Annotated in this window: 21 protein-coding genes; 14 read left to right on the forward strand and 7 right to left on the reverse strand. The window is 63.0% G+C overall.

Features of this window, described 5'->3' with window-relative positions; translation table 11 throughout:
* Positions 1 to 63 precede the first annotated feature (63 nt).
* From HGI47_RS01870 to ftsH, 4 genes are all read left to right on the forward strand, one after another.
* Positions 64 to 1,104: a helix-turn-helix domain-containing protein gene (locus HGI47_RS01870; protein WP_168851061.1), complete on the forward strand. Its 1,041-nt coding sequence runs from the start codon at positions 64 to 66 to the stop codon at positions 1,102 to 1,104.
* Between the two features lie 102 nt (positions 1,105 to 1,206).
* The gene (locus tag HGI47_RS01875; RefSeq protein WP_168851062.1) at positions 1,207 to 2,160 is read left to right on the forward strand and encodes a tol-pal system YbgF family protein; all 954 of its coding nucleotides are present in this window, start codon (positions 1,207 to 1,209) and stop codon (positions 2,158 to 2,160) included.
* Positions 2,161 to 2,248: 88 nt separating this feature from the next.
* Positions 2,249 to 3,127, forward strand: coding sequence for a tRNA lysidine(34) synthetase TilS (gene tilS, locus HGI47_RS01880; protein WP_370521593.1), 879 nt, complete (start codon positions 2,249 to 2,251; stop codon positions 3,125 to 3,127).
* 127 nt (positions 3,128 to 3,254) lie between these two features.
* Entirely contained in the window at positions 3,255 to 5,189 is a 1,935-nt protein-coding gene (ftsH, locus tag HGI47_RS01885) for an ATP-dependent zinc metalloprotease FtsH (RefSeq protein ID WP_168851063.1), read from the forward strand.
* A gap of 123 nt (positions 5,190 to 5,312) precedes the next feature.
* Here ftsH and HGI47_RS01890 read toward each other — a convergent pair whose 3' ends face one another.
* Positions 5,313 to 5,471, reverse strand: coding sequence for a YdcH family protein (locus tag HGI47_RS01890; RefSeq protein ID WP_168851064.1), 159 nt, complete (start codon positions 5,469 to 5,471; stop codon positions 5,313 to 5,315).
* Between the two features lie 256 nt (positions 5,472 to 5,727).
* On the opposite strand from HGI47_RS01890, the gene HGI47_RS01895 reads away from it, so the two are divergent.
* Both HGI47_RS01895 and HGI47_RS01900 read left to right on the forward strand, forming a co-directional pair.
* On the forward strand, positions 5,728 to 5,925 hold the full coding sequence (locus HGI47_RS01895; protein WP_168851065.1) for a DUF465 domain-containing protein: 198 nt from the start codon (positions 5,728 to 5,730) through the stop codon (positions 5,923 to 5,925).
* 127 nt (positions 5,926 to 6,052) lie between these two features.
* The gene (locus HGI47_RS01900; RefSeq protein ID WP_206065921.1) at positions 6,053 to 6,526 is read left to right on the forward strand and encodes a DUF1465 family protein; all 474 of its coding nucleotides are present in this window, start codon (positions 6,053 to 6,055) and stop codon (positions 6,524 to 6,526) included.
* Positions 6,527 to 6,555: 29 nt separating this feature from the next.
* On the opposite strand, the gene HGI47_RS01905 is transcribed toward HGI47_RS01900, so the two are convergent.
* A complete protein-coding gene (locus HGI47_RS01905; protein ID WP_240949915.1) occupies positions 6,556 to 8,046 on the reverse strand; it encodes a glycerol-3-phosphate dehydrogenase in 1,491 nt (496 codons plus the stop codon).
* Between the two features lie 72 nt (positions 8,047 to 8,118).
* On the opposite strand from HGI47_RS01905, the gene HGI47_RS01910 reads away from it, so the two are divergent.
* The 3 genes from HGI47_RS01910 to nadA all read left to right on the forward strand — a co-directional run bounded on the left by HGI47_RS01910 (position 8,119) and on the right by nadA (position 10,771).
* Positions 8,119 to 9,042, forward strand: coding sequence for an MBL fold metallo-hydrolase (locus HGI47_RS01910; protein ID WP_168851066.1), 924 nt, complete (start codon positions 8,119 to 8,121; stop codon positions 9,040 to 9,042).
* A complete protein-coding gene (locus HGI47_RS01915; protein WP_168851067.1) occupies positions 9,024 to 9,674 on the forward strand; it encodes a DUF4230 domain-containing protein in 651 nt (216 codons plus the stop codon). Before HGI47_RS01910 ends, HGI47_RS01915 begins: the two co-directional genes overlap by 19 nt.
* Positions 9,675 to 9,772: 98 nt before the next feature.
* Complete coding sequence (gene nadA / locus HGI47_RS01920) at positions 9,773 to 10,771, forward strand: quinolinate synthase NadA (protein ID WP_168851068.1); 999 nt, start codon at positions 9,773 to 9,775, stop codon at positions 10,769 to 10,771.
* A gap of 1 nt (position 10,772) precedes the next feature.
* Here the strand turns inward: nadA and HGI47_RS01925 are convergent, their stop codons facing one another.
* A complete protein-coding gene (locus HGI47_RS01925) occupies positions 10,773 to 11,678 on the reverse strand; it encodes a DMT family transporter (RefSeq protein ID WP_168851069.1) in 906 nt (301 codons plus the stop codon).
* Positions 11,679 to 11,752: 74 nt separating this feature from the next.
* Between HGI47_RS01925 and HGI47_RS01930 the strand changes: the two genes are divergently transcribed.
* Complete coding sequence (locus tag HGI47_RS01930; protein WP_168851070.1) at positions 11,753 to 12,859, forward strand: alkene reductase; 1,107 nt, start codon at positions 11,753 to 11,755, stop codon at positions 12,857 to 12,859.
* Positions 12,860 to 12,873: 14 nt separating this feature from the next.
* On the forward strand, positions 12,874 to 13,755 hold the full coding sequence (locus HGI47_RS01935) for a CoA ester lyase (protein WP_168851071.1): 882 nt from the start codon (positions 12,874 to 12,876) through the stop codon (positions 13,753 to 13,755).
* On the opposite strand, the gene HGI47_RS01940 is transcribed toward HGI47_RS01935, so the two are convergent.
* On the reverse strand, positions 13,738 to 14,040 hold the full coding sequence (locus HGI47_RS01940; protein ID WP_168851072.1) for a hypothetical protein: 303 nt from the start codon (positions 14,038 to 14,040) through the stop codon (positions 13,738 to 13,740). The two genes, HGI47_RS01935 and HGI47_RS01940, sit on opposite strands and share 18 nt — an antisense overlap.
* Positions 14,037 to 14,720 carry a lipoyl(octanoyl) transferase LipB gene (gene lipB, locus HGI47_RS01945; protein ID WP_206065922.1) on the reverse strand — a complete coding sequence of 228 codons (684 nt, stop codon included), beginning with the start codon at positions 14,718 to 14,720 and terminating at the stop codon, positions 14,037 to 14,039. The genes HGI47_RS01940 and lipB overlap by 4 nt, the downstream gene beginning before the upstream one ends.
* Before the next feature lie 102 nt (positions 14,721 to 14,822).
* On the opposite strand from lipB, the gene HGI47_RS01950 reads away from it, so the two are divergent.
* Entirely contained in the window at positions 14,823 to 15,644 is an 822-nt protein-coding gene (locus tag HGI47_RS01950) for a glycerophosphoryl diester phosphodiesterase membrane domain-containing protein (protein ID WP_168851074.1), read from the forward strand.
* Positions 15,645 to 15,660: 16 nt separating this feature from the next.
* Here HGI47_RS01950 and HGI47_RS01955 read toward each other — a convergent pair whose 3' ends face one another.
* Positions 15,661 to 16,287: a class I SAM-dependent methyltransferase gene (locus HGI47_RS01955; protein ID WP_168851075.1), complete on the reverse strand. Its 627-nt coding sequence runs from the start codon at positions 16,285 to 16,287 to the stop codon at positions 15,661 to 15,663.
* A 167-nt stretch (positions 16,288 to 16,454) separates the two neighbouring features.
* Here HGI47_RS01955 and HGI47_RS01960 point away from each other — a divergent pair, with 167 nt between their 5' ends.
* Entirely contained in the window at positions 16,455 to 17,741 is a 1,287-nt protein-coding gene (locus tag HGI47_RS01960) for an MFS transporter (RefSeq protein WP_168851076.1), read from the forward strand.
* A 53-nt stretch (positions 17,742 to 17,794) separates the two neighbouring features.
* A complete protein-coding gene (locus HGI47_RS01965; protein ID WP_240949917.1) occupies positions 17,795 to 19,300 on the forward strand; it encodes a lipopolysaccharide biosynthesis protein in 1,506 nt (501 codons plus the stop codon).
* Here the strand turns inward: HGI47_RS01965 and HGI47_RS01970 are convergent.
* Positions 19,297 to 20,229, reverse strand: a complete 933-nt coding sequence (locus tag HGI47_RS01970; RefSeq protein ID WP_370521594.1) for a CDP-alcohol phosphatidyltransferase family protein — start codon at positions 20,227 to 20,229, stop codon at positions 19,297 to 19,299. The two genes, HGI47_RS01965 and HGI47_RS01970, sit on opposite strands and share 4 nt — an antisense overlap.
* Positions 20,230 to 20,282: the final 53 nt, after the last annotated feature.

A 20,282-nucleotide genomic window follows, 5' to 3' on the forward strand; every position in this document is an offset into this window, starting at 1 on the left:
CATTGCAGCGAACCTTCGGCAAACGGTTGCCAAGCACGAAATGAAAATGACGGGAGTCGCGTTTTGACCGAAGCCGGCGGTCTGCAGGCCATTACCAATTCGACCGATGCACCATTCCCCGCAGGTGAGCCGCGACGCCCCGCAGTGGGGCAAACGCTGCGTGCCGCGCGTGAAGCGGCAGGCCTTGATCTCAAGCAGCTTTCACAGCGCACACGGGTTACCTCGCGCCATCTCGAAGCGCTGGAAAGCGGCGATTATGCCGCGCTTCCGGGCCGCCCCTATGCGCTCGGCTTTGCCAAAAGCTATGCCCGGGCGGTGGGGCTTGACGAAAAGGTCGTCACCGATGGCATTCGCGCAGAGCTTGATACGCAAGCCCCGCCTCCGCAGCCACGGGTGATCAACCAGTTCGAAGTGGGCGATCCTGCCAAAACGCCAACGAAGTTAACCACATGGTTGGCGCTGGGTCTTGCCGTGGCGATTGCGCTGGCCGGGTTGGTGTTCTGGCGCAGCTATTACGTGCCTTCGACCGATCTGCCGTCGCTGGTTGGCGCGGAAGAGCCGGCCCCCGCAGCAGGTGCTTCGGGACAGGTCGCAGTCGTGCCGCTGCCCAGCGCCGCGCCGTCCGGGCCGGTGGTGTTCACCGCAACGGAAGACGCGATCTGGGTGAAGTTCTATGACGGGCAGGGCCAGCAGATCCTGCAAAAGCAACTGGCGATGGGCGAAAGCTTCACCGTGCCCGAAACCGCGCAAAACCCGCGACTTTGGACCGGACGCCCCGATGCGCTGAACATCACCATCGGGGGTCAGCCAGTGCCGCGCATTGCCGAACGCGAAGGGATTGTGAAGGACGTACCCGTCAGCGCCGCCGCGCTGCTGGGCCGCAATGCCCCCAACCCAATCCCGGCGCCGACGGGCACGACGCAGCCCGCTGCGGCATTAACACCAGCGACCACTGCGAATGCAACGCCGCGTCGGCAGTTTAGCGGCTCTGTGGCTCGCAATCGCGCGCCTGTTGCAACAGCGGCCCCCGTGGCCGAAGTTCAGCCCGCTGCGGCAACCGTGCCCACCGCCGACAATCCGCCCGCATCCACCGGATTGCGCTGACCGCATCTCGACTTGGGGCACGCTCTGAGGCATTGATACCGAACGGTTAACGGTCAAAAGGCGCGCGCAGGGATCGTGCGCGCCCGCGAAACGGGAATAACGATGACTTTGAATCTTCGCGGCGCGTTGCCGCTCACCGCGCTTCTTCTGGGCATGGCAACCCCAATCGCCACACCGGTGTTCGCGCAGACGACCACGCAGGCCGATGCCGAAGTGCGTCTGCGCCGGATCGAGGCGGAAGTCCGCGCGATCCAGCGCAAGGTTTTCCCTGAAGGTGCGGGCAAGACCTTCGTCCCCGAAATCACTGCCGGGCAGACCGTGACTACCCCCACCGGCACACCTGCCGCCTCTGCCGTGACCGATATTCTTGCCCGGATCGACGCGATGGAAGCGCAGATGACGCGGCTGACCGCACAGGTCGAGGAAAGCCAGAACCGCACGGCCAAGCTGGAAGAGCGCCTCGCAAGGCTGGAAGCTGCGGCTGCCCCAGCAACCGAAACGCCCAGCGTCGCGCCTGTCACCGTCGCACCGGTTGCCACTACGCCCAAGCCCGCTACCGCGGTGCCCTCCACGCCCAATCCCACGGTGACGACACCGGCCAAGCCCGCCACACCGGCAGCTTCGCGAGTTGCAGCGGTGCAGGCTATCGAAAAGCCCGCCACGGGTGATGCCGGGCTGGACGAATACAACTATGGCTTCCGCCTGTGGGAAGCCAAGTTCTATCCCGAAGCGCAGCAGCAGTTGCAGATCTATGTCGATCGCTATCCCAAGCACAGCATGATCAGCTATGGCCGCAATCTGCTCGGCCGCGCCTGGATGGACGATGGCAAGCCCGGCACTGCAGCGCAGTTCTTCCTGCAGAACTATCTGGCCGACAAGAAGGGCGCGCGCGCGCCTGACAGTCTGCTCATGCTGGGCACCGCGATGGTCAAGCTCAAGGATACGGAGAAGGCCTGTGGCGCCTTTGCCGAAATGGCCGCCAGCTATCCTACCGAGATCGCGGGCCGCCTTAAAAGCCAGTACGATGCTGCCCGCGCTTCGGTGAAGTGCAAGTGACGGTATCGGGAATAGCCTGACCGCCGCTGCGGCGCGCTTTGCCGCGCAGTGGCGGGCGGTAGCCCCCTATGGAAAAATAGGCCTTGCCGTGTCCGGCGGGCCAGACAGTCTTGCCCTGCTGCTACTGTTCCACGAAGTTGCGCCGCGCAACTTTGCGGTTGCCACCGTCGATCATGGATTGCGCCCCGAAGCCGCGCAAGAAGCGGCCTTTGTTGCGGCGATCTGTACCGAGCGCGGCATTCCCCATCACACGCTGACTCTGGCGCTTACCAAAGGCAGCGCGGTGCAGGAACGCGCCCGCGCCGCGCGTTATGCAGCGCTGGCGCAGTGGTGCATCGAACAGGGGCTCGGAGCGCTGGTGACGGCGCACCATGCCGATGATCAGGCCGAAACGATGGTCATGCGCCTCAATCGCAAGGTCGGCCTGCGGGGCCTTGCCGGGATGCGCCCGCGCGCGGTTGTGCCGGGAGCGCCCGCCCTTCCTTTGCTGCGCCCGCTGCTGAATTGGCGGCGCACCGACCTCGCTACTCTGGTGAAGGAGGCGGGACTGCAAGCAGCGCAAGACCCTTCAAACAGCGACACCACTTATGAGCGTGTGCGCATTCGTGCCGCCTTGACGTCATCCGACGCCTTTGATGCCAGCGCCTTTGCCGCCACCGCGCACCATCTGGCGGAAGCCGACGAAGCTCTCGAATGGGCTGTCAGCCAGCTTTGGCAAGATGTCGATCTGCACGAAGAGGGTTTCACGTGGAACCCTGCGTCGGATTTGCCGCCCGTCCTTGCCTTGCGCGTTCTGGAGCGCATTCTCGCCGGGTTCGGCAGCGCTGCCCCGCGTGGGCCGAGTCTGTTGCGCTGGCTGGCAGCGCTGCGGTCCGGCGGCGTTGCCACGCTGGCCGGAGTGAAAGGCGACGCGCGCCGTGCGCCGTGGCGTTTCACCCGCGCGCCGGAACGCCGAACCAAATCCTGATGCGACTTCGGTTCAGGTCGCTGAAAAACCAGACTTGCGTTATATTGCGATTCACCCGGCTCATCCTACATTGATCGGGCAAGTTCAGTTTACGGCGCCAGTCACGGCGATTCCAGAAAGACCCTCGATGAACGACGACCAGCCCCAGGGCAATCCGTGGATCAAGAGCCTCCTCGTCTGGGGCGGCATTTTCCTCGCACTCCTGCTTGTGGTTTCGATGTTCGGATCGCGGGTGGATCAGAACGCCACGACGATCCCCTATTCGGCCTTCCGCAGTCAGGTGGCCGAAGGCGTGGTGCGTTCAGTGGAAATCGCGCCGGACCGGATTACCGGCACGCTCAAGAACGGCGGCCAGTTCGCCACGGTGCCCGTGCCCGGCGATTCCGATCTGCCCAAACTGCTGCAGGACAACAGTGTTCAGTATGCTGGCAAGGCCGCTGAACAGCCCAACATGCTGATGTGGATCATCGCCAATTCGCTGCCGTTCCTGCTGATCCTTGGCGTAGCCTTTTTCGCGCTGCGTCAGGTTCAGAAGGGCGGCGGTTCGGGCGCGATGGGCTTTGGCAAATCCAAAGCCAAGCTGCTGACCGAACGGTCGGGCCGCGTAACGTTCGATGATGTTGCCGGTATCGATGAAGCGCGTGAGGAACTGGAAGAAATCGTCGAGTTTCTGCGCGATCCTTCGCGCTTTTCCAAGCTGGGCGGCCAGATCCCCAAGGGCGCGCTGCTGGTCGGCAGCCCCGGCACTGGCAAGACGCTGCTGGCCCGCGCGATCGCTGGCGAAGCGGGTGTGCCGTTCTTCACCATCTCGGGTTCGGACTTCGTTGAAATGTTCGTCGGCGTGGGTGCAAGCCGCGTGCGCGACATGTTCGAACAGGCCAAGAAAAACGCGCCTTGCATCGTCTTCATCGACGAAATCGATGCGGTGGGCCGCCATCGCGGCCACGGCCTTGGCAATTCGAACGACGAACGCGAACAGACGCTGAACCAGCTTCTGGTTGAGATGGATGGCTTCGAAGCCAACGAAGGCATCATCATCATCGCGGCAACCAACCGCCCCGATGTGCTCGATCCCGCACTGCTGCGTCCCGGTCGTTTCGACCGTCAGGTGGTGGTGCCGATCCCCGACATCGAAGGCCGGGAAAAGATCTTGTCGGTCCACATGAAGAAGGTGCCGCTGGCGCCTGACGTGAATCCGCGCACCATCGCGCGCGGCACGCCCGGCTTTTCCGGCGCGGACCTTGCCAATCTGGTGAACGAAGCTGCCCTGCTGGCTGCGCGACGCAACAAGCGCCTTGTCGCGATGCAGGAGTTCGAGGACGCCAAGGACAAGGTGATGATGGGCGCGGAACGCCGGTCGATGGTTATGACCGACGATGAAAAGAAAATGACCGCGTATCACGAAGCGGGCCACGCCATCGTTTCGGTCCATGAACCTGCTTCCGATCCGATCCACAAGGCGACGATCATTCCGCGTGGCCGCGCGCTGGGCATGGTCATGCGTCTGCCGGAACGGGACAGCTATTCGTACCACCGCGACAAGATGCACGCGAACCTTTCGGTCAGCATGGGCGGGCGCGTGGCCGAGGAAATCATCTTTGGGCATGACAAGGTTTCGTCGGGCGCTTCTTCCGACATCCAATATGCGACCTCGCTCGCTCGCTCGATGGTGACGAAGTGGGGCATGTCGGAAAAGCTTGGGCCGCTGCAATACGAAGACCAGCAGGAAGGCTATCTTGGCATGGGGGGTTCGGCGCGCCTGTTCGCCTCGGACGAGACGAACAAGCTGATCGACACCGAAATTCGCGGACTGGTCGATGGCGCGCACGCGCGTGCGACGGACATCCTCAAGACCAACGAGGACAAGTTGCACCTGCTGGCGCAGGCCCTGCTCGAATACGAAACGCTGACTGGCGACGAGATCAAGGACCTGCTCGAAAGCGGCAAGCTGGATCGTCCGCAGTCACCGAGCGGCCCTTCACGCCCTATTGCAGCGCAAGGTTCTGCCGTGCCGCGTGCTGGCAAGAAATTCGGCGGTTCGGCAAATCCGCACCCTGCCTGATCTGCCAACTGATCACTTTATCGAAGAGGCGGGGGGAAACTCCCGCCTTTTTCTTTTCCCCTGACGCGAAAGAGCCGCCCGGTGGGGGCGGCTCTGTGATTTGTGCCTTGGAAGGCGGCGCGATCAGTGGAGGCCGGTCAGCTCTTCCTTGATCTTCAGCTTCCTGCGTTTGAGCTGAGCCACCAGCGTATCGTCAGGGAGGGGCCGGGACATTTCCGTCTGGATTTGTCGTTCAAGTCCGGCGTGCTTGGTCTGGAGTGCGCTGATGTGCGTCGATTCCATGCGTTTTCCTCCTTTAGGGAAAGCCCCCTTCAGAAACCCGCACAAGGCCTGTCCCGTGCGGGGCGGCGCTGCTTTGCCATGTTGCCGTGTCCGATTGTTTCCGACTCAGGGCGGCGGCGCGTTGTCATGCTCCCACAATCACCGTATCTTGCAAGCCAAACCGCGCCGGGGCGTGGCACTTTACGGGTTCGACCGTAGGCCGCAGGAAAGCCCCGATTCAGCGCGAGCCATGTTGTGCGAAGGAGTTGGGCGTACAGTGACCGAAGAGGAAATGCGCAAGCGACTGGCGGCGCTGTCCATCGAACACCGCGATCTTGATGCCGCGATCGATGCGCTGACGTCCGCCGGAGTGCGTGACCAGTTGCAGATTGCCCGGCTGAAAAAGCGCAAATTGCTTTTGAAGGACCAGATAGCGATGATTGAGGACTATCTCATTCCCGATATTATTGCCTGATTTCATGGAGATACCGCTCAATCACGGTGCAGGCGACCTGTCCCGTTAAGATACGTTCAGGAAAGGGACAGTTACAGATCGGTTGCAGTCTTGGCGAAGGGCAAGACTGCGGCCTAATGCGATGGTCATGGCCCTTTTGCCCAGTCTCAATCCGCGCATCGTCGAAGCGCTCTATGCCGAAGCTCTCGGCCTTGCTGAAACCGTGCGCCTGCGCTTCGAGCGCCTGCGGTATGAGACAGCACAGGCGACAGGAGCAGATGATGAAGACTTACGCCGTGTGCAGGTAAGCTGCGAAGCCCTGCGCACCACCACGCGGGTAATGCATTGTCTGGCCTGGCTGCTCAATCACCGCGCGCATTTTGCGGGTGAGCTTTCAGAACTGCAATTGCGCCGCCACGGTCGGCTGATTGCCAACTTTCCGACAAGCGAAGCCGATGTGGTCGATACGCTGCCGATGGATGTGCAGGCGCTGGTCCATGAAAGCGAACGGCTCTATCAGCGCATTCAACGTCTGGAACAATCATGGCGAACGCAGGGCATCAGCGGAGACAGCGCCGTGCGCCGTTTGCGCGAACGGCTTTCGCGCGCGGTGGGTGAATAAGTTTCTGATTCACAAACGCCCGGTTGGCGTCATGACATCTGGCGGATCGCGCTTTCCAGCACTTCTGCCTCTTCTGCGCTGAACCACAGACCCAGCTTGGATCGGCGCCACAGCACGTCATCCACGGTCTGCGCCCATTCGCGCGTGATCAGATGGTCCAGTTCCGCTTCGGTAAAGCCCTGCCCGATGGCCCGGCCCATGTCGCCGCGCACGAAGCCCAGCGCTTCGGTGCCATAAGCCCGGGCAAGGCGGTGGATGGTCGGACGCGACAGATTCTGCGCCTGCGCACGTATCTCCTGCTCCAGCGGCGCCAGGTTATCAGCCTCATCCAGCCCGTCCGGCATGAAATCACCGCCGGGAAGCGGAGCGGTGGCTGTCCAGCCGGCGTTTTCCATCACGCCCAGCCGTTCCAGCGCCGCTTCGGCAAGCGTGCGATGCGTGGTGATCTTGCCACCCAGCACCGATAGCAGCGGAGCAGAATGGTGATCACTGCCCCGGTCCAGCTCAAGGCGATAGCCCCTCGTGGCAGCCTCTGGCCTGCCGGAACCATCATCGGCCAGCAGGCGCACGCCCGCGAACGTCCAGACCACGTCGTCCCGCGAAAGCTGGCGGCGGAAATGGCGATTCACGGCATCGAGCAGATAGGCAATCTCCACCTCGCTGGCGTGGGGCGGATCGGCATCAGCGTTGTCCTCACCATCGGTCGTGCCGATCAGCGTGAAGGCATGTTGCCACGGAATGGCAAAGCACACGCGGCCATCAGGCAATTGCAGGAACAGCGCGCGCGGATCATCATGCAGGCGCGGCACTACGATGTGCGAACCGCGCACCTGACGCAACGCCGCAGGCTTTGGCGCATGGGCAAGGTCGAGCAACTGGCCGACTTGCGGCCCGGCGGCATTGATGGCCATCGCTGCGTGAAAGACGTTCGCCCCTTCGCACGACCGTGTTTCTATCCGCCACAAATGGCCTTCCCGGCGAAGCGCGCTGACGGCGCAGCGGGTGCGCACGTCCGCACCACGATCCGCCGCATCGCGCGCCAGCAGTAGAACAAGGCGCGCATCATCCACCCAGCAATCGGAGTATTCGTAACCGCGCCGGATATCGGACTGGAGGCCCATCCGCCCAGCCAGCTTTACCCGCCGGGTAGGCGGCAGGGCCTTGCGCCCACCGATGCGATCATAGAGCCACAACCCTGTGCGCAGCATCCACCACGGACGGCCTTCGGGCACGATCGGCGCAACGAAACGCATTGGCCAGATGATGTGCGGCGCCTGTCGCCAAAGGATTTCGCGTTCGTGCAGGCCTTCGGCCACCAGCGCGAATTCACGATGTTCGAGATAGCGCAAACCGCCGTGGATCAGCTTGGTCGAGGCCGAAGAGGTGCCTTGCGCCAGATCGCCGCGTTCCAGCAGCAGGACCGACAGGCCCCGTCCCGCAGCATCGCGGGCAATGGCCGCGCCATTCACCCCTCCGCCAATCACGGCGAGATCATAGGGCGCATCCATCGACCGGTCCATGCGCCCATCCTGATACGAGCGGTCACGTTGTGCAAGGTTGCACCGGCACAGGACAATGCCCATACCGGAGCAATGGCCCAGATGCCCCCCATCCCCGATCGCAGTGAATGGCCCGTGGGCCGTGCGGAACAGCTCGAACCGTTGGTGCGGCGCGTGCTGGCACCCAACCCTTCGCCTTACACTTTCACCGGTACGCAGACCTATATCGTGGGCGCTGGCCGGGAAGTGGCCGTTATCGATCCCGGACCGGACGATACGGGCGCTGATGACCATGCCGATACCAATGGCGAAGGGCACGTTGCGGCGATCCTTGCTGCGGTGGGCGATGCGAAGATTACCGCCATCGCCTGCACGCACACACACCGCGATCACAGCCCGGCGTCGCGCCCACTGCAAGCTGCAACCGGCGCGCCGATCATCGGATGTGCGCCGCTGATGCTCGACGACGATGGCCCGCGCGCCGATGCTGCTTTCGATCCCGATTACAGGCCCGACCGCGTGCTGACCGATGGCGAACAGATTTCGGGCGACGGCTGGACGCTGGAAGCAGTCGCCACGCCGGGGCATACCAGCAACCATCTGTGCTACGCGGTGGTGGAAAGCGGCGCTCTGTTCACCGGCGATCATGTGATGGGCTGGTCAACCTCCGTGGTATCGCCCCCTGATGGCGATATGGCCGCCTATATGGCGAGCCTGCAGAAGCTTTATGACCGCGAAGACCGTGTGCTTTATCCTGCACACGGCCCGCAGATCGACAATCCACGCCAATTGGTGCGCGGAATGCTGGGGCACCGCCGGCAGCGCGAACGCCAGATCGTGCGCCTGCTCGAAGACGGCGGACCGCACGCAATCGCGGAATTCGTGAGCGGAATGTACAAGGGGTTGGACGAGCGGCTGCACGGCGCGGCGGGGCGATCAGTTCTGGCGCATCTGATCGATCTGGAACGGCAGGGGCGCGTGGCCGTTGAGGATGAACGATGGATGATTCGCGCCTGACCTCTTCGCCCGCCACCACCGCCAACGCTTCTCTGGCGCGGGTTTCGCTTCTGCCGTGGGCGCTGTTTCTGATCACGCTAACAGCCGCGGTGTTTTTCGCATGGAAATGGTGGCAGCCCGAAGATCTGGGCGATCCACTGGCCACCAGCCTTGTCGCGTTTGAAAAGCAGGACAAGCTGACCGTGTTCAGCGCCGAACTGGCCCCGGTCGTTTCCAGCAACGACTCGCGTATGTTCGGACTGGTCAATTCCAAGCAGGTTGCGGTGATCCCGGCCCGCGTGGATTATACCATCGACCTGTCAAAAGTTGGGCGTGAGCGGCTGAACTGGGACGCGCAGGCACAAACCCTAGGCGTAAAGCTGCCTGCGTTGACAGTGAGCCGCCCCAATCTTGATGAAGCGCGGGCGCAATACCTGCGCGATGGCATCTGGATCACGCGCGAAGCGCAGGACAAGCTGACACGCGACAATACCCGCTTGGCCGAAGCACAGGCGGTGCAACAGGCGGCCAATCCCGTCCTGATGAACCTTGCGCGGCAGGCGGCAAAAGAAGCGATTTCGCAAAACCTTTCGATCCCCCTGCAGGTTGCGGGCTATGGCAAGGCAAAGGTCGTCGTCACTTTCGACCCGTGAGGCCCGCCGGAATGGCGCAGGCTATTGCGATAGAAGGCCGCGCCCCCTAAGTCCGCGTCTCGCCCGCAGGACCAGCGCGGGCGGGAGGATGTGACGCCATGACTGCCCAGCCCCAGAACCTTTCCGGCCTTGACCTGCGCGCCGAAATCGACCGCCTGCGCAAAGAGCGCAATGCGGTGATTCTTGCGCACTATTATCAGCGCCCGGAGATCCAGGATCTGGCAGATTTCGTGGGCGACAGTCTTGAACTGTCGCGCAAGGCGGCAGCGACCGATGCCGATGTGATCGCGTTCTGCGGCGTGAAGTTCATGGCCGATACGGCCAAGATCCTTTCACCAAACAAGATCGTGGTGCTGCCCGATATGGACGCCGGGTGCAGCCTTGAAGATTCCTGCCCGCCAGACAAGTTCAAGGCGTTCCGCGAAGCGCATCCCGATCACATCGCACTGACCTACATCAACTGCTCGACCGAGGTTAAGGCCCTGTCCGACGTGATCGTCACGTCATCGAGCGCCGAGACGATCCTTGTGCAGATCCCGCCCGAACAGAAGATCATCTTCGGCCCTGATCGCCATCTTGGCGGATACCTGAACCGCAAGTTCGGGCGCGATATGCTGCTCTGGCCGGGCGTGTGCATCGTGCATGAAGCCTTTTCGGAAACCGAACTGCTCAAGCTGATGGCGCAGCATCCCGGCGCGCCCGTAGCCGGGCACCCCGAATGCCCGCCCCACATCATCGACCATTGCGACTATGTGGGTTCGACCAGCGGCATCCTGCAATTCGCCAAGACCTTTACCGGCGATACGCTGATCGTGGCGACCGAGCCGCACATCATCCACCAGATGCAACTGGCGATCCCTGAAAAGACCTTCATCGGCGCACCAGGGGCCGACGGCAACTGCAACTGCAACATCTGCCCCTACATGGCGCTGAACACGATGGAAAAACTCTACATCGCGCTACGCGATTTGGAACCGCGCATCGAGATGGACGAAGAGCTTCGTCTCGCTGCAAAGAAGAGCCTCGACCGGATGCTCGACATGGCGAGCGGCACGGTGGGCATGGGCGATCTGGGAGCGAAGCCTTTTGGGGGGTGATTCACACCCCCTTACCCTCGCCCATAGATTCCGCACTTCTGGCCAGCACCAGTGCCGCGCCGACCAGGGCCATGCCGATGGCGTCGGGCAGCGCGAGGACTTCGTTGAAGGCAAGCCAGCCCACCAGCACCGAAACCGCAGGTTGCGTCAGCAGGACGAGGCCGATGACCAGCGGCGCAAAGTGGCGAAGCGAATAGACGAGCAGACCCTGCCCGACGATCTGGCTGGCGAACATCAGGCCTATGAGCGGCCACCAGTTCGTTGGCCAGACCGGTTCACCCAGCGCCAGCGCGGTGAACAGCATGACCGGGACGCCAGCAAGGCTGGACCAGAACAGTAGGCTCCACGAGCCGAAGCGCCCCCGAATGCCCTGAACCAGCAGAATGTAAACCACATAGAACAGCCCGGCGAGGATGCAGAACAAGTCTCCCGCAAGAGTGCGAGCATCGATTTCCATCGAACGGCCCAGTAACAGGCCAGCGCCGCCCAGCGCCATCGCCACGGCGGCAAACTCCCGAAGATGCGGGCGGCGGTGCATGGTCACCAGTCCCCAGACCATCAGGATCAAGCTGCCGGAATTGCCGAAGAGCGTGGCATTGCCCAGCTTGGTCATTTCGATACCGACGTGCCAACTGGCAAGGTCGAGCGCAAAGACGACGCCCGCTGCAACGATGATCCACCAGTCCTTGCGCGCATAGCCCCACATTGGTTCGCGCCCGCGCAGAGCGAGGAGCGCGAGCAGTGGCAATGCCAGCGCCAACCGCCACAATCCTGCAGAAACTGGGCCGCTATCGGCCAGACGCACGAACCACGGCCCCAGGGCCAGCGCAATGTTTCCTGTCAGCAGGGCAAGGAAATGCTTCGGACTGGGGCGAAAGGACAAGGCTGCGTCACTTGAATTCGTCATTGGCGCTGCCTAATCCAGTTGCAAAGCGAAACCCAGTGCGTCTCGCCGATTTTTTAACGAAAGGTCTCCTACCCATGCATGACCCGCTGTTCCAGCCCGTGCGTCTTGGTGCAATCGAAGCGCCAAACCGGATCGTTATGGCCCCGCTCACACGCGGACGGGCCACAGCCGATGGCGTGCCGACGCCCATCATGGTGGAATACTATCGCCAGCGCGCCAGCGCCGGGCTGATCATCACCGAGGCCACCGGCATCAGCCGCGAAGGACTCGGCTGGCCGAGCGCGCCGGGCATCTGGAGCGACGAACAGACCGAAGCATGGAAGCCCATCGTGGAAGCCGTGCATCAGGCCAGTGGCCGCATCGTGATGCAGCTTTGGCACATGGGGCGCATCGTGCATCCCTATTTCCTTGGCGGGGAACCGCCGGTTTCAGCATCGGCCACGACCGCGCCCGGCCATGCGCATACGCCGGAAGGCACGAAGGATTTCGAACCAGCCCGCCCGCTGCGGATCGATGAAATGCCGCGTCTGATCGAAGATTATGGCCGCGCCGCCGAGAACGCAAAGAAGGCGGGTTTTGATGGCGTGCAGCTTCACGCTGCCAATGGCTATCTGATCGACCAGTTCCTGCGTGATGGCACGAACCTGCGCGATGACGATTACGGCGGCACCCCGCAGAACCGCGTGCGCCTGATGCGCGAAGTGATGGAACGGCTGATCGCAGTATGGGGCAAGGATCGCGTATCGATCCGCCTTTCGCCCAATGGCGAATCGCAAGGTGTGGATGACAGCAACCCTGCCGCCACCTTCGGCGAAGCAGCGCGCGTGTTGCAGGAACTGGGCGCCAGCTTTGTCGAACTGCGCCAGCCGGGGCCGGAGGGCACTTTCGGACAGACCGACGTTCCTCAGCAGGACGGGGTGATCCGCTCGATCTACACCGGCCCGCTCGTGCTCAACAGTGACTATGCGCCCGAAAATGCCGCAGCAGACGTGGCATCGGGCCGCGCAGATGCGATCAGCTTTGGCCGTCCGTTCATCTCGAACCCCGATCTGGTGGACCGCATCCGGCAGGGCGCGCACATCAATCCGAACAAGGGGGTGCCGCAGACATGGTATTTCCCTGGCGAAGCGGGTTATACCGACTACCCGACACTGGCGGAGGAAACCGCTTCGGTCGAATGATGGAGGATTGCCTTATGCCGCCCAGATCATGGCTTTTTGTCCCCGGTGACAGCGAAAAGAAGCTGGGGAAGGCCATGACCACGGGCACGCACGCGGTGATCGTCGACCTTGAAGACGCAGTGGCACCAGCCGCCAAGCCAGCCGCCCGCGCACTCGCGCAGGGTTGGCTGGCGGCCCATCGCCAGCATGTGACCGAAAACCGTCCGGTGGCGCGCTGGGTGCGGATCAATGCGATCGATACCGGGATGTGGCGTGATGATCTGCAAGTCGTCATGGCAGGGGCCCCCGACGGCGTGATGCTGCCCAAATGCGAAGGGCCGGAACAGGTCAGACTGCTGGCAGCGGAAATCTACGAGCTGGAACAGCGCCACCGCATCGCCAACGGTAGCACGCGCATCCTTCCGCTGGTGAGCGAGACGGCAAAGTCTGCACTGACCATCCCTGGCTATGTCGATGCGGCCATGCCGCGTCTTGCCGGGCTGACGTGGGGCGCGGAAGACCTTTCCGCCGTTCTGGGTGCCAGTCGAAAGCGTGACGGCGATGGCGCGTGGACCGATGCGTTCCGCTTTATTCGCGCACAGTGCCTGCTGGTGGCCCATGCCAGCGGCGTCTGGTCCATCGATACGCTATACGATGACTTTCGCGATGAGGCAGGCACGCAACGCGCGGCACAGGCGGCACGCGCCGATGGCTTCACCGGGATGCTGGCGATTCACCCGTCACAGGTGCCAGTGATCAACGCCGCATTTGCACCCAGCGCAGCGGAACTGGCGGAAGCCGAGGCGATCATTGGCTTGTTTGCGCAAAATCCCAACGCTGGGACGCTGCAATACAATGGGCGGATGATCGATCAGCCCCACTTGCGCATGGCGAAGCAGCTATTGGGTATCAGCTGATTCCGCTACGGGGGCAGCGGCAGGAGGCTTGGCTTCGGCTTCGGCCTCGTCGTCACTTTCGTCCGGCTTGTCCGCTGCTTCCTTCTTCGGCCCAGCCTGTTTGACCGGGGCAAGCGGCGGAGAAGCGGTCGAGGTATCGAGGTCGATCATCTCGTCAGAAATCGATCCTGGCAGGACTTCACCTGCAGCAGCGGTCGCCTTGCCCTGATCGGCCTTCTGGTTGCAGGACGCAAGGAGCAGGCCGAACGGCAGACAAAGGGCAAAACTGGCTGAACGTCGGATCATGCGGCCTCCGATGGCGTAGATGGGGTGGGGCACGGTGTATCCAGCTTCGCCAGAAACGTATCGAAGTGGGCGAGCAATGCCGCATCCCACGCTTGCGCGCTTACATCGCGGCCCAGCGCAGCCAGACTGGTTACGCCGAACTCCTCGATGCCGCAGGGCACGATGCCGCCAAAATGCGAAAGATCGGGCGCAAGGTTGACCGAGAAACCGTGCATCGTCACCCAGCGGCGGATGCGCACGCCAATCGCGCCAATCTTTGCCTCTCGCCCATCCGTGCCCAGAGTCCAGATGCCGACACGGCCTTCGGCCCGCCACGATTCGACACCGAAATCCGCCAGCGTATCGATAACCCAGCCTTCGAGCGCATGAACGAAACCACGCACATCACGCGCACGCTTGCGCAGATCGAGCAGGACATAGCCGATGCGCTGACCGGGGCCGTGATAGGTGTAGCGCCCACCACGCCCCGCCTCGACCACTTCAAAGCGCGGGTCGAGCAGTTCCTGCGGATCGGCGCTGGTGCCTGCGGTATAGACGGGCGGGTGTTCGAGCAACCAGACCAGTTCCCGCGCGGTGTTATCGGCAATCGCCGCGTTGCGCACGGCCATTTCATCAAGCGCCGTGCGATAGGGCACTTGCGCAGTTTCGCGGCGGATTTCGATAGCGTCTGGACCGGGCATGGCTCTTCGCATGGCGCAGATGATCCAGATCATCAAGAGGGCGCAAGGCACGCGAAGCATCCGGGTTCGACAGATGCCGGTTTGCGCTGCTAGAGGAGCGCCATGAAGGTTCAACTCGACAGCACCCTTGCCTGGAAGAGCGCCACGCGCCTCGTCTCTGCCAATCGCGACATGCTGATGGCGATTGCGGGGGTATTCTTCCTGCTACCGAGTCTGGCCTTCTCCGTCTTTGTGCCCGAACCGCAGATGCCGCCCGGAACGCCCCCGCGCGCGATGATGGAGATGCTGACCGAGGCATGGACCGCTTCGTTGCCGCTACTGGTGATCGTTACACTGCTGCAAATGGCGGGCACGGTAACGATGCTGATCGTGATGACAGACCGCACGAGGCCCACCGTTGGGCAGGCGATCCGGCAAGGCTTTTTCGCACTTGGGCCATATGTGCTGGCGCAGATCATCGTCGGCGGCGCGCTGGGCATGGGCTTTCTGGTGCTGGTGAGCGCAGCGGCATTGACCGGCCAGCAGGCTATTGCTGCGGTGGTGATCATCGGAGCCTTCATCGCGATGATCTGGTCAAGCCTGCGCATGGCGCTGGTCGCGCCGGTTCTGGCCATTGAGGCAGAGCGCAATCCCGTGAAGGCGTTGAAGCGGTCTTGGACTTTGACCAGCGGCAATTCAGGCCGGTTGCTGGCCTTTTTCGTGCTGGCCGGACTGCTGTTCGCGGTCGTCTATGGCCTTGCCATGATGCTGGTGGGCGTGGTTTTGGTGCTGACGACAGACGGCAGCGTGCAGCAAGTGCTGACGGCAGCAGTTTCAAGCACGTTGACGGCAGGAGCGTTGGTCTATTTCGTGGCCATGCTGGCGGCAGTCTATCGCCAGCTTGCCGGAGAAACCGCCGACGAAATTGGCGATATCTTCGGCTAAGGTGCAGGCTGGGGGTTTATTCCTTCCAGCCCCAGCTAATCACGCAGGGCGGCACGTTGACGGGTTCGAAGCCCTTGTCGATCCGGCGGAAGAACTGGCCCATCAGATCGCGCGCGCGCGCGGTGTATTGATAGACGAGGAATGCCCCGCCGGGCCGCAACACGCGATGCGTCGCGCCCATGATCGCCGGACCTACACCTTCGGGGAGGTTCGAGAATGGCAGGCCGGACAGGACATAATCGGCGTGTTCGAAACCGTTGGCGCGGACGATTTCTTCAACATCGGTGGCCGATCCGTTGACCGCGATGAAGCGGCTGTCACCGATGGTCTTCTGCAGATATTCGATGAAATCGGGATTGGTATCGATCACGATCAACCGGCCGTCGCGGCGCAACTTTTCCAGCACCGGGCGGCAGAACGTGCCCACGCCGGGGCCATACTCCACGAACAGGCGGCATTCTTCCCAGTCTACCACCGAAAGCACACGCTCGATCGTGCGCTTCGATGATGGCACGATTGCCCCGACCATTGCGGGATGCTTGAGAAAGCCTTTGAAGAAGATCCCGGCCGGGCCGAGCAGGCGTTCCGCCTTGCGCTTGGCCCGCTGGAAAAAGGGCTGGCGCGCAACCTGGGTCGAAGTCATTGCAGGAAGATGTCCTCTGCCGGTCTTGATGACCCATGCGGGTCGCAAATTTGTCACGCCATTGCAAGCATTGACCACCACGCCTACCCCGAAGAGAAAGAACCAGTCGTGGAAATGTAACGGGATCGGACATGAACGAAGGGGCAATCCGTCTACCCAGAGAGCGCATGGCGCTGCTTTTTGCCGTGATGCTGGTGACGGCGGCAGGCAACACAGCGATGCAATCGGTCATGCCTTCAATCGGCACGCGGCTGAGAATTGCTGACGTATGGGTAAGCCTTGCCTATTCGTGGTCGGCACTGCTGTGGGTCATGCTCGCCCCGTTCTGGGCGCGGAGATCGGACCGGCGTGGACGCAAGGCGATGATGGCGCTGGGCGTCACGGGTTTCATCCTGTCGTTCGGCTTGTGCGGCATGATCCTTCATTTTGGATTGGATGGCTGGTTCAGCGCAGCCCTCACCATGATCCTCTTCGCACTGGCACGGTCATTCTACGGCCTGTTCGGCTCGGCAGCCCCGCCTGCCGTGCAGGCCTATGTCGCCAGCCGCACCGGAAGGGCAGAGCGGACCAAGGCCTTGTCGCTGGTCGCATCGAGCTTTGGCCTTGGCACCGTGCTTGGCCCGGCGCTGGCACCGCTGATGATCCTGCCGGGGCTCGGACTGGTGGGACCGTTTGCCGTTTTTGCAATTATGGGCGTGATCGTGCTGGTGCTGCTGCGCACTCGGCTTCCCGATGACGATCCCCGCTTTGCCGCGCGTGGTGAGGTTATGGCGGCCCCGTTCAGCGCATCGTCCAATCCGCGAATCGTCGAGGACCATCCCGATGGAACTCCCGACGAACTGCCCGCTGCCGAACCGCAGCACACTGGCACGGACCGGCTGCGCTGGTCGGATCGCCGCCTGCGCCCCTGGCTGCTGGCGGGGCTGGTTGGCGGCCACGCGCAGGCGATGGTACTGGGCGTGATCGGGTTCCTGCTGCTTGACCGACTTGGCCTGCGCGGTGATCCAGACGCGGGGGCTGGGCCGGTGGGCCTTGTCCTGATGTCAGGCGCGGTGGCGACGCTGTTGGCACAGTGGGGGCTGATCCCGATGCTGGGCCTTGGGCCACGTACATCGACGCTGTGGGGCATGGGCCTTGCCGCGCTTGGCATTCTTCCAATTGCGGCGGGCAAGGATCTGCACACCATCGCGGTGGGTTTTGCCATCGCATCGCTGGGCTTTGGCCTGTTCCGTCCCGGCTTCACTTCGGGCGCAAGCCTTGCAGTTAGCCCGCGAGAACAAGGGCAGGCGGCGGGCGTGGTCGCATCGGTCAACGGTGCCGCCTATATCGCGGCTCCGGCCATTGGCGTGTGGCTTTATAACCATTCGAACTGGCTGGCGTGGAGCGTGATGGAAGCGCTGGCGATCTCGGTGGTGGCGCTCAGCGCCCTGACCATGCGCAAAGACCCGGCCTGAGGCCTATCCTTATGGTTGCAAAGCCGAACGATTGAAGCCAAGCGGCGCGCGTCATGCCGCCCCCAGCTTCACCAGACTCTTCCGGTTCACAAAAGGTCATTGCGCGCGGCGCCGGTTCGAACGCGCTGAGCTTCGTGATCCGTTTCGCCGCGCGGGCAGGCTTTCTCTATGTCGGCGCGCGGCTCTATGGCGCGGCGAATTACGGCGTGTTCACGATGGCCAGCGCGATGGTCGAACTGGCGGTGCCAGTCGCCAGCCTTGGCCTGAAGCGCATGATCTTTCCGTGGCTGGAAGAGGAAACATCGGCCACGCACGGCAGACTGGCCACGCACGTCCTGCTTGATGCGCTGCTGCTGGCTATGCTCACCGGGCTGGCCGTTTCGCTCGCGATGATCGGCGGCGTGCTACTGTTGCCGCAAGGCGCGGTATCAGAGGCATTGCGCATCGCCATCGCCCTGTTGGCACCCGCCGTTCTTGGCCAGATCACAGGCGATATCGCGCTGGCGGCAACGCGCTGGACGCACAAGATGCGCTATGAGGTGATCGGGCGCGGTCTGGTGGAACCCTATGCGCTGACCGGCGTGGCGCTGGTGGCGTGGCAGTTCGGCCTGCAAGGCACCGGAATGCTGCTCGGCTATTGGGCCGGGTCAATCGCGCTGGCGGTGTTCTCGTTGTGGAGCGCACGGCACTGCCTTGGCCCACTCCATCTGCGGCGCTGGCGACCTTCTCCAGTATCACTGCTGCGGCGTGCGCGGGCGCTTGTTCCTGCCAGCGGCAGCGATTTCCTGACCACGCTAGCGCAGCGCATCGACCTTTACCTTGTCGGCTTCCTCCTGGGCGATGCGCCTGCGGGTGTCTACGGCGTGTTGCGCCAATTGCGCACGCCAATCCTGCAAGTGCGTCAGGCCTTCGACGGCATCCTTACCCCGCTGACCGCGCGGACGATGCGCAGCGACGGCGATGTGGTGACTGGCGAGGCAACCGCCGCCGCGACCCGCGTGGTGCTGACACTGCAACTTGGCGTCGTGCTGATGATAGCGGCGACCGGCGATCTGCTGTTGGGCGTGTTCGGAGTGAGCCAGCCTGGGGCCTATACGGCACTGCTGGCAATGGTTTTGGCCGAAACTGTCAACGGCGCGTTCGGGGTATCGGAACTGATTCTCTACTATCGCCGCCCCGCACTGGCCTTGCAGGTAAACCTGATCCTGATCGCGGTGGCAGGCCTTGGCATTCCCCTGTTGACACCGGACTACGGCATTGTCGGGGCGACCGTGGCGATGCTGATCGCGGCGCTGTTTGCCGCAGGCCTTCGCCGGCATTGGCTTGCCGGCCTTGGCGTGAGACCGCCACTGCTTCACGCTGCCGTGCCGATTGCGGGGGCAAGCATGGCCGTGATCGTCGGGCGGCAATGTGCGCTGTTCCTGCCGTCAACGACAGCGGTGGCCGTGCGCGATGCAGCGCCCGCCGTGATCGCGCTGGCGCTCTACACGGCGTTCGTCCTGATCTGGCGCAAGCTGCGCCCCGGCGTGCTTTCCCTCAACCGTTACAGAATCAGTTAGAGCCGAGAGGCTGTCCTCACAGCGGCGCGGTTGTGCAGCTGGACCGAGATCAGCAGCAGCACGTTCAGCACCACGGCCTGATAGAAGAAATACCACACCGGGCTGCCCGCGATCATCGCCAGCCCCAGCACGATGGCGCGGGGATTGGGGCCGAGCAGTTTGAGGAAATCGAGCAACGGCTTCTGTTCGCGCGCCACTTCGCCGCGAATCGCCGCAAGCCTGCCGTTATCGCCCGCCGCCATTGCCGATCCCACCGCTGCATCGATCTGCCGGGCATGGGGCGTCATCCCGGCGGCAAGGTAGAGGTATCCGCGCGCAATCGGCTCGAAAACCTTGGCGAAAACCCCGCCCGAACCGAACAGGCCCGTGCTGTTCTCCTTCGAATTGTTCAGCCACGGCACGCCGTAGGTCCAATACTGGTAGAAGCGTCGCTGCACCTCAACGTGGTTTGACTGGATGATGTGCGAGACACCCGCAGCCACCGTCCATGCCCACGCCTGCCCCGCCCCCACTTGCCGCGTCAGCACGAAAGCCAGCAGCACGTAGACCACGATGTGGCTGACATAATCGCAGATGCCATCGACCATTTCGCCAATGGGGCTGGACCTGCCAGTGATCCGCGCCAGATCGCCGTCCGCGCCATCGACCACGTGCCAGCTCATGTGTAGCGCCATGCCCAGCAGCGCACCCCATGGCCAGCCGAGCTGCCATGTGCCACCGGTGGCGTCCATGTTGAAATAGACGAGGCCCGCAGCCACCACCAGCAGCCCGCCGAAGACCGAAACCATGTTCGGCGTCAGCGGTGTGTGCGCCAGCAATCGCGCCAGTCGCCACGCCAGCGGGTGGTAGAAGTGATAGTTCAGGCGATCCTGCATTTCGCGCGGACGTTTGGGGCGCTCTATCGTCCCTGCCCGTTTTGCCACGTTCACCCTTGCGATCCCTCTTCGAAAGCCGTCTTGGCGCGACCGGTAGCCGTGTCTAT

It is taken from the genome of Novosphingobium sp. ERN07 (assembly GCF_012641335.1).
Lineage (GTDB): Bacteria > Pseudomonadota > Alphaproteobacteria > Sphingomonadales > Sphingomonadaceae > Novosphingobium.

What these genes read in the sequence shown, in the direction of transcription:
- HGI47_RS01875 (WP_168851062.1), top strand. Translation starts at nt 1,207, where the DNA reads ATGACTTTGAATCTTCGCGGCGCGTTGCCGCTCACCGCGCTTCTTCTG.
- ftsH (WP_168851063.1), top strand. Translation starts at nt 3,255, where the DNA reads ATGAACGACGACCAGCCCCAGGGCAATCCGTGGATCAAGAGCCTCCTC.
- HGI47_RS01890 (WP_168851064.1), bottom strand. Translation starts at nt 5,471, where the DNA reads ATGGAATCGACGCACATCAGCGCACTCCAGACCAAGCACGCCGGACTT.
- HGI47_RS01900 (WP_206065921.1), top strand. Translation starts at nt 6,053, where the DNA reads ATGGCCCTTTTGCCCAGTCTCAATCCGCGCATCGTCGAAGCGCTCTAT.
- HGI47_RS01905 (WP_240949915.1), bottom strand. Translation starts at nt 8,046, where the DNA reads ATGGACCGGTCGATGGATGCGCCCTATGATCTCGCCGTGATTGGCGGA.
- HGI47_RS01910 (WP_168851066.1), top strand. Translation starts at nt 8,119, where the DNA reads ATGGCCCAGATGCCCCCCATCCCCGATCGCAGTGAATGGCCCGTGGGC.
- HGI47_RS01915 (WP_168851067.1), top strand. Translation starts at nt 9,024, where the DNA reads ATGGATGATTCGCGCCTGACCTCTTCGCCCGCCACCACCGCCAACGCT.
- nadA (WP_168851068.1), top strand. Translation starts at nt 9,773, where the DNA reads ATGACTGCCCAGCCCCAGAACCTTTCCGGCCTTGACCTGCGCGCCGAA.
- HGI47_RS01925 (WP_168851069.1), bottom strand. Translation starts at nt 11,678, where the DNA reads ATGACGAATTCAAGTGACGCAGCCTTGTCCTTTCGCCCCAGTCCGAAG.
- HGI47_RS01930 (WP_168851070.1), top strand. Translation starts at nt 11,753, where the DNA reads ATGCATGACCCGCTGTTCCAGCCCGTGCGTCTTGGTGCAATCGAAGCG.
- HGI47_RS01935 (WP_168851071.1), top strand. Translation starts at nt 12,874, where the DNA reads ATGCCGCCCAGATCATGGCTTTTTGTCCCCGGTGACAGCGAAAAGAAG.
- HGI47_RS01940 (WP_168851072.1), bottom strand. Translation starts at nt 14,040, where the DNA reads ATGATCCGACGTTCAGCCAGTTTTGCCCTTTGTCTGCCGTTCGGCCTG.
- lipB (WP_206065922.1), bottom strand. Translation starts at nt 14,720, where the DNA reads ATGCCCGGTCCAGACGCTATCGAAATCCGCCGCGAAACTGCGCAAGTG.
- HGI47_RS01950 (WP_168851074.1), top strand. Translation starts at nt 14,823, where the DNA reads ATGAAGGTTCAACTCGACAGCACCCTTGCCTGGAAGAGCGCCACGCGC.
- HGI47_RS01955 (WP_168851075.1), bottom strand. Translation starts at nt 16,287, where the DNA reads ATGACTTCGACCCAGGTTGCGCGCCAGCCCTTTTTCCAGCGGGCCAAG.
- HGI47_RS01960 (WP_168851076.1), top strand. Translation starts at nt 16,455, where the DNA reads ATGGCGCTGCTTTTTGCCGTGATGCTGGTGACGGCGGCAGGCAACACA.
- HGI47_RS01965 (WP_240949917.1), top strand. Translation starts at nt 17,795, where the DNA reads ATGCCGCCCCCAGCTTCACCAGACTCTTCCGGTTCACAAAAGGTCATT.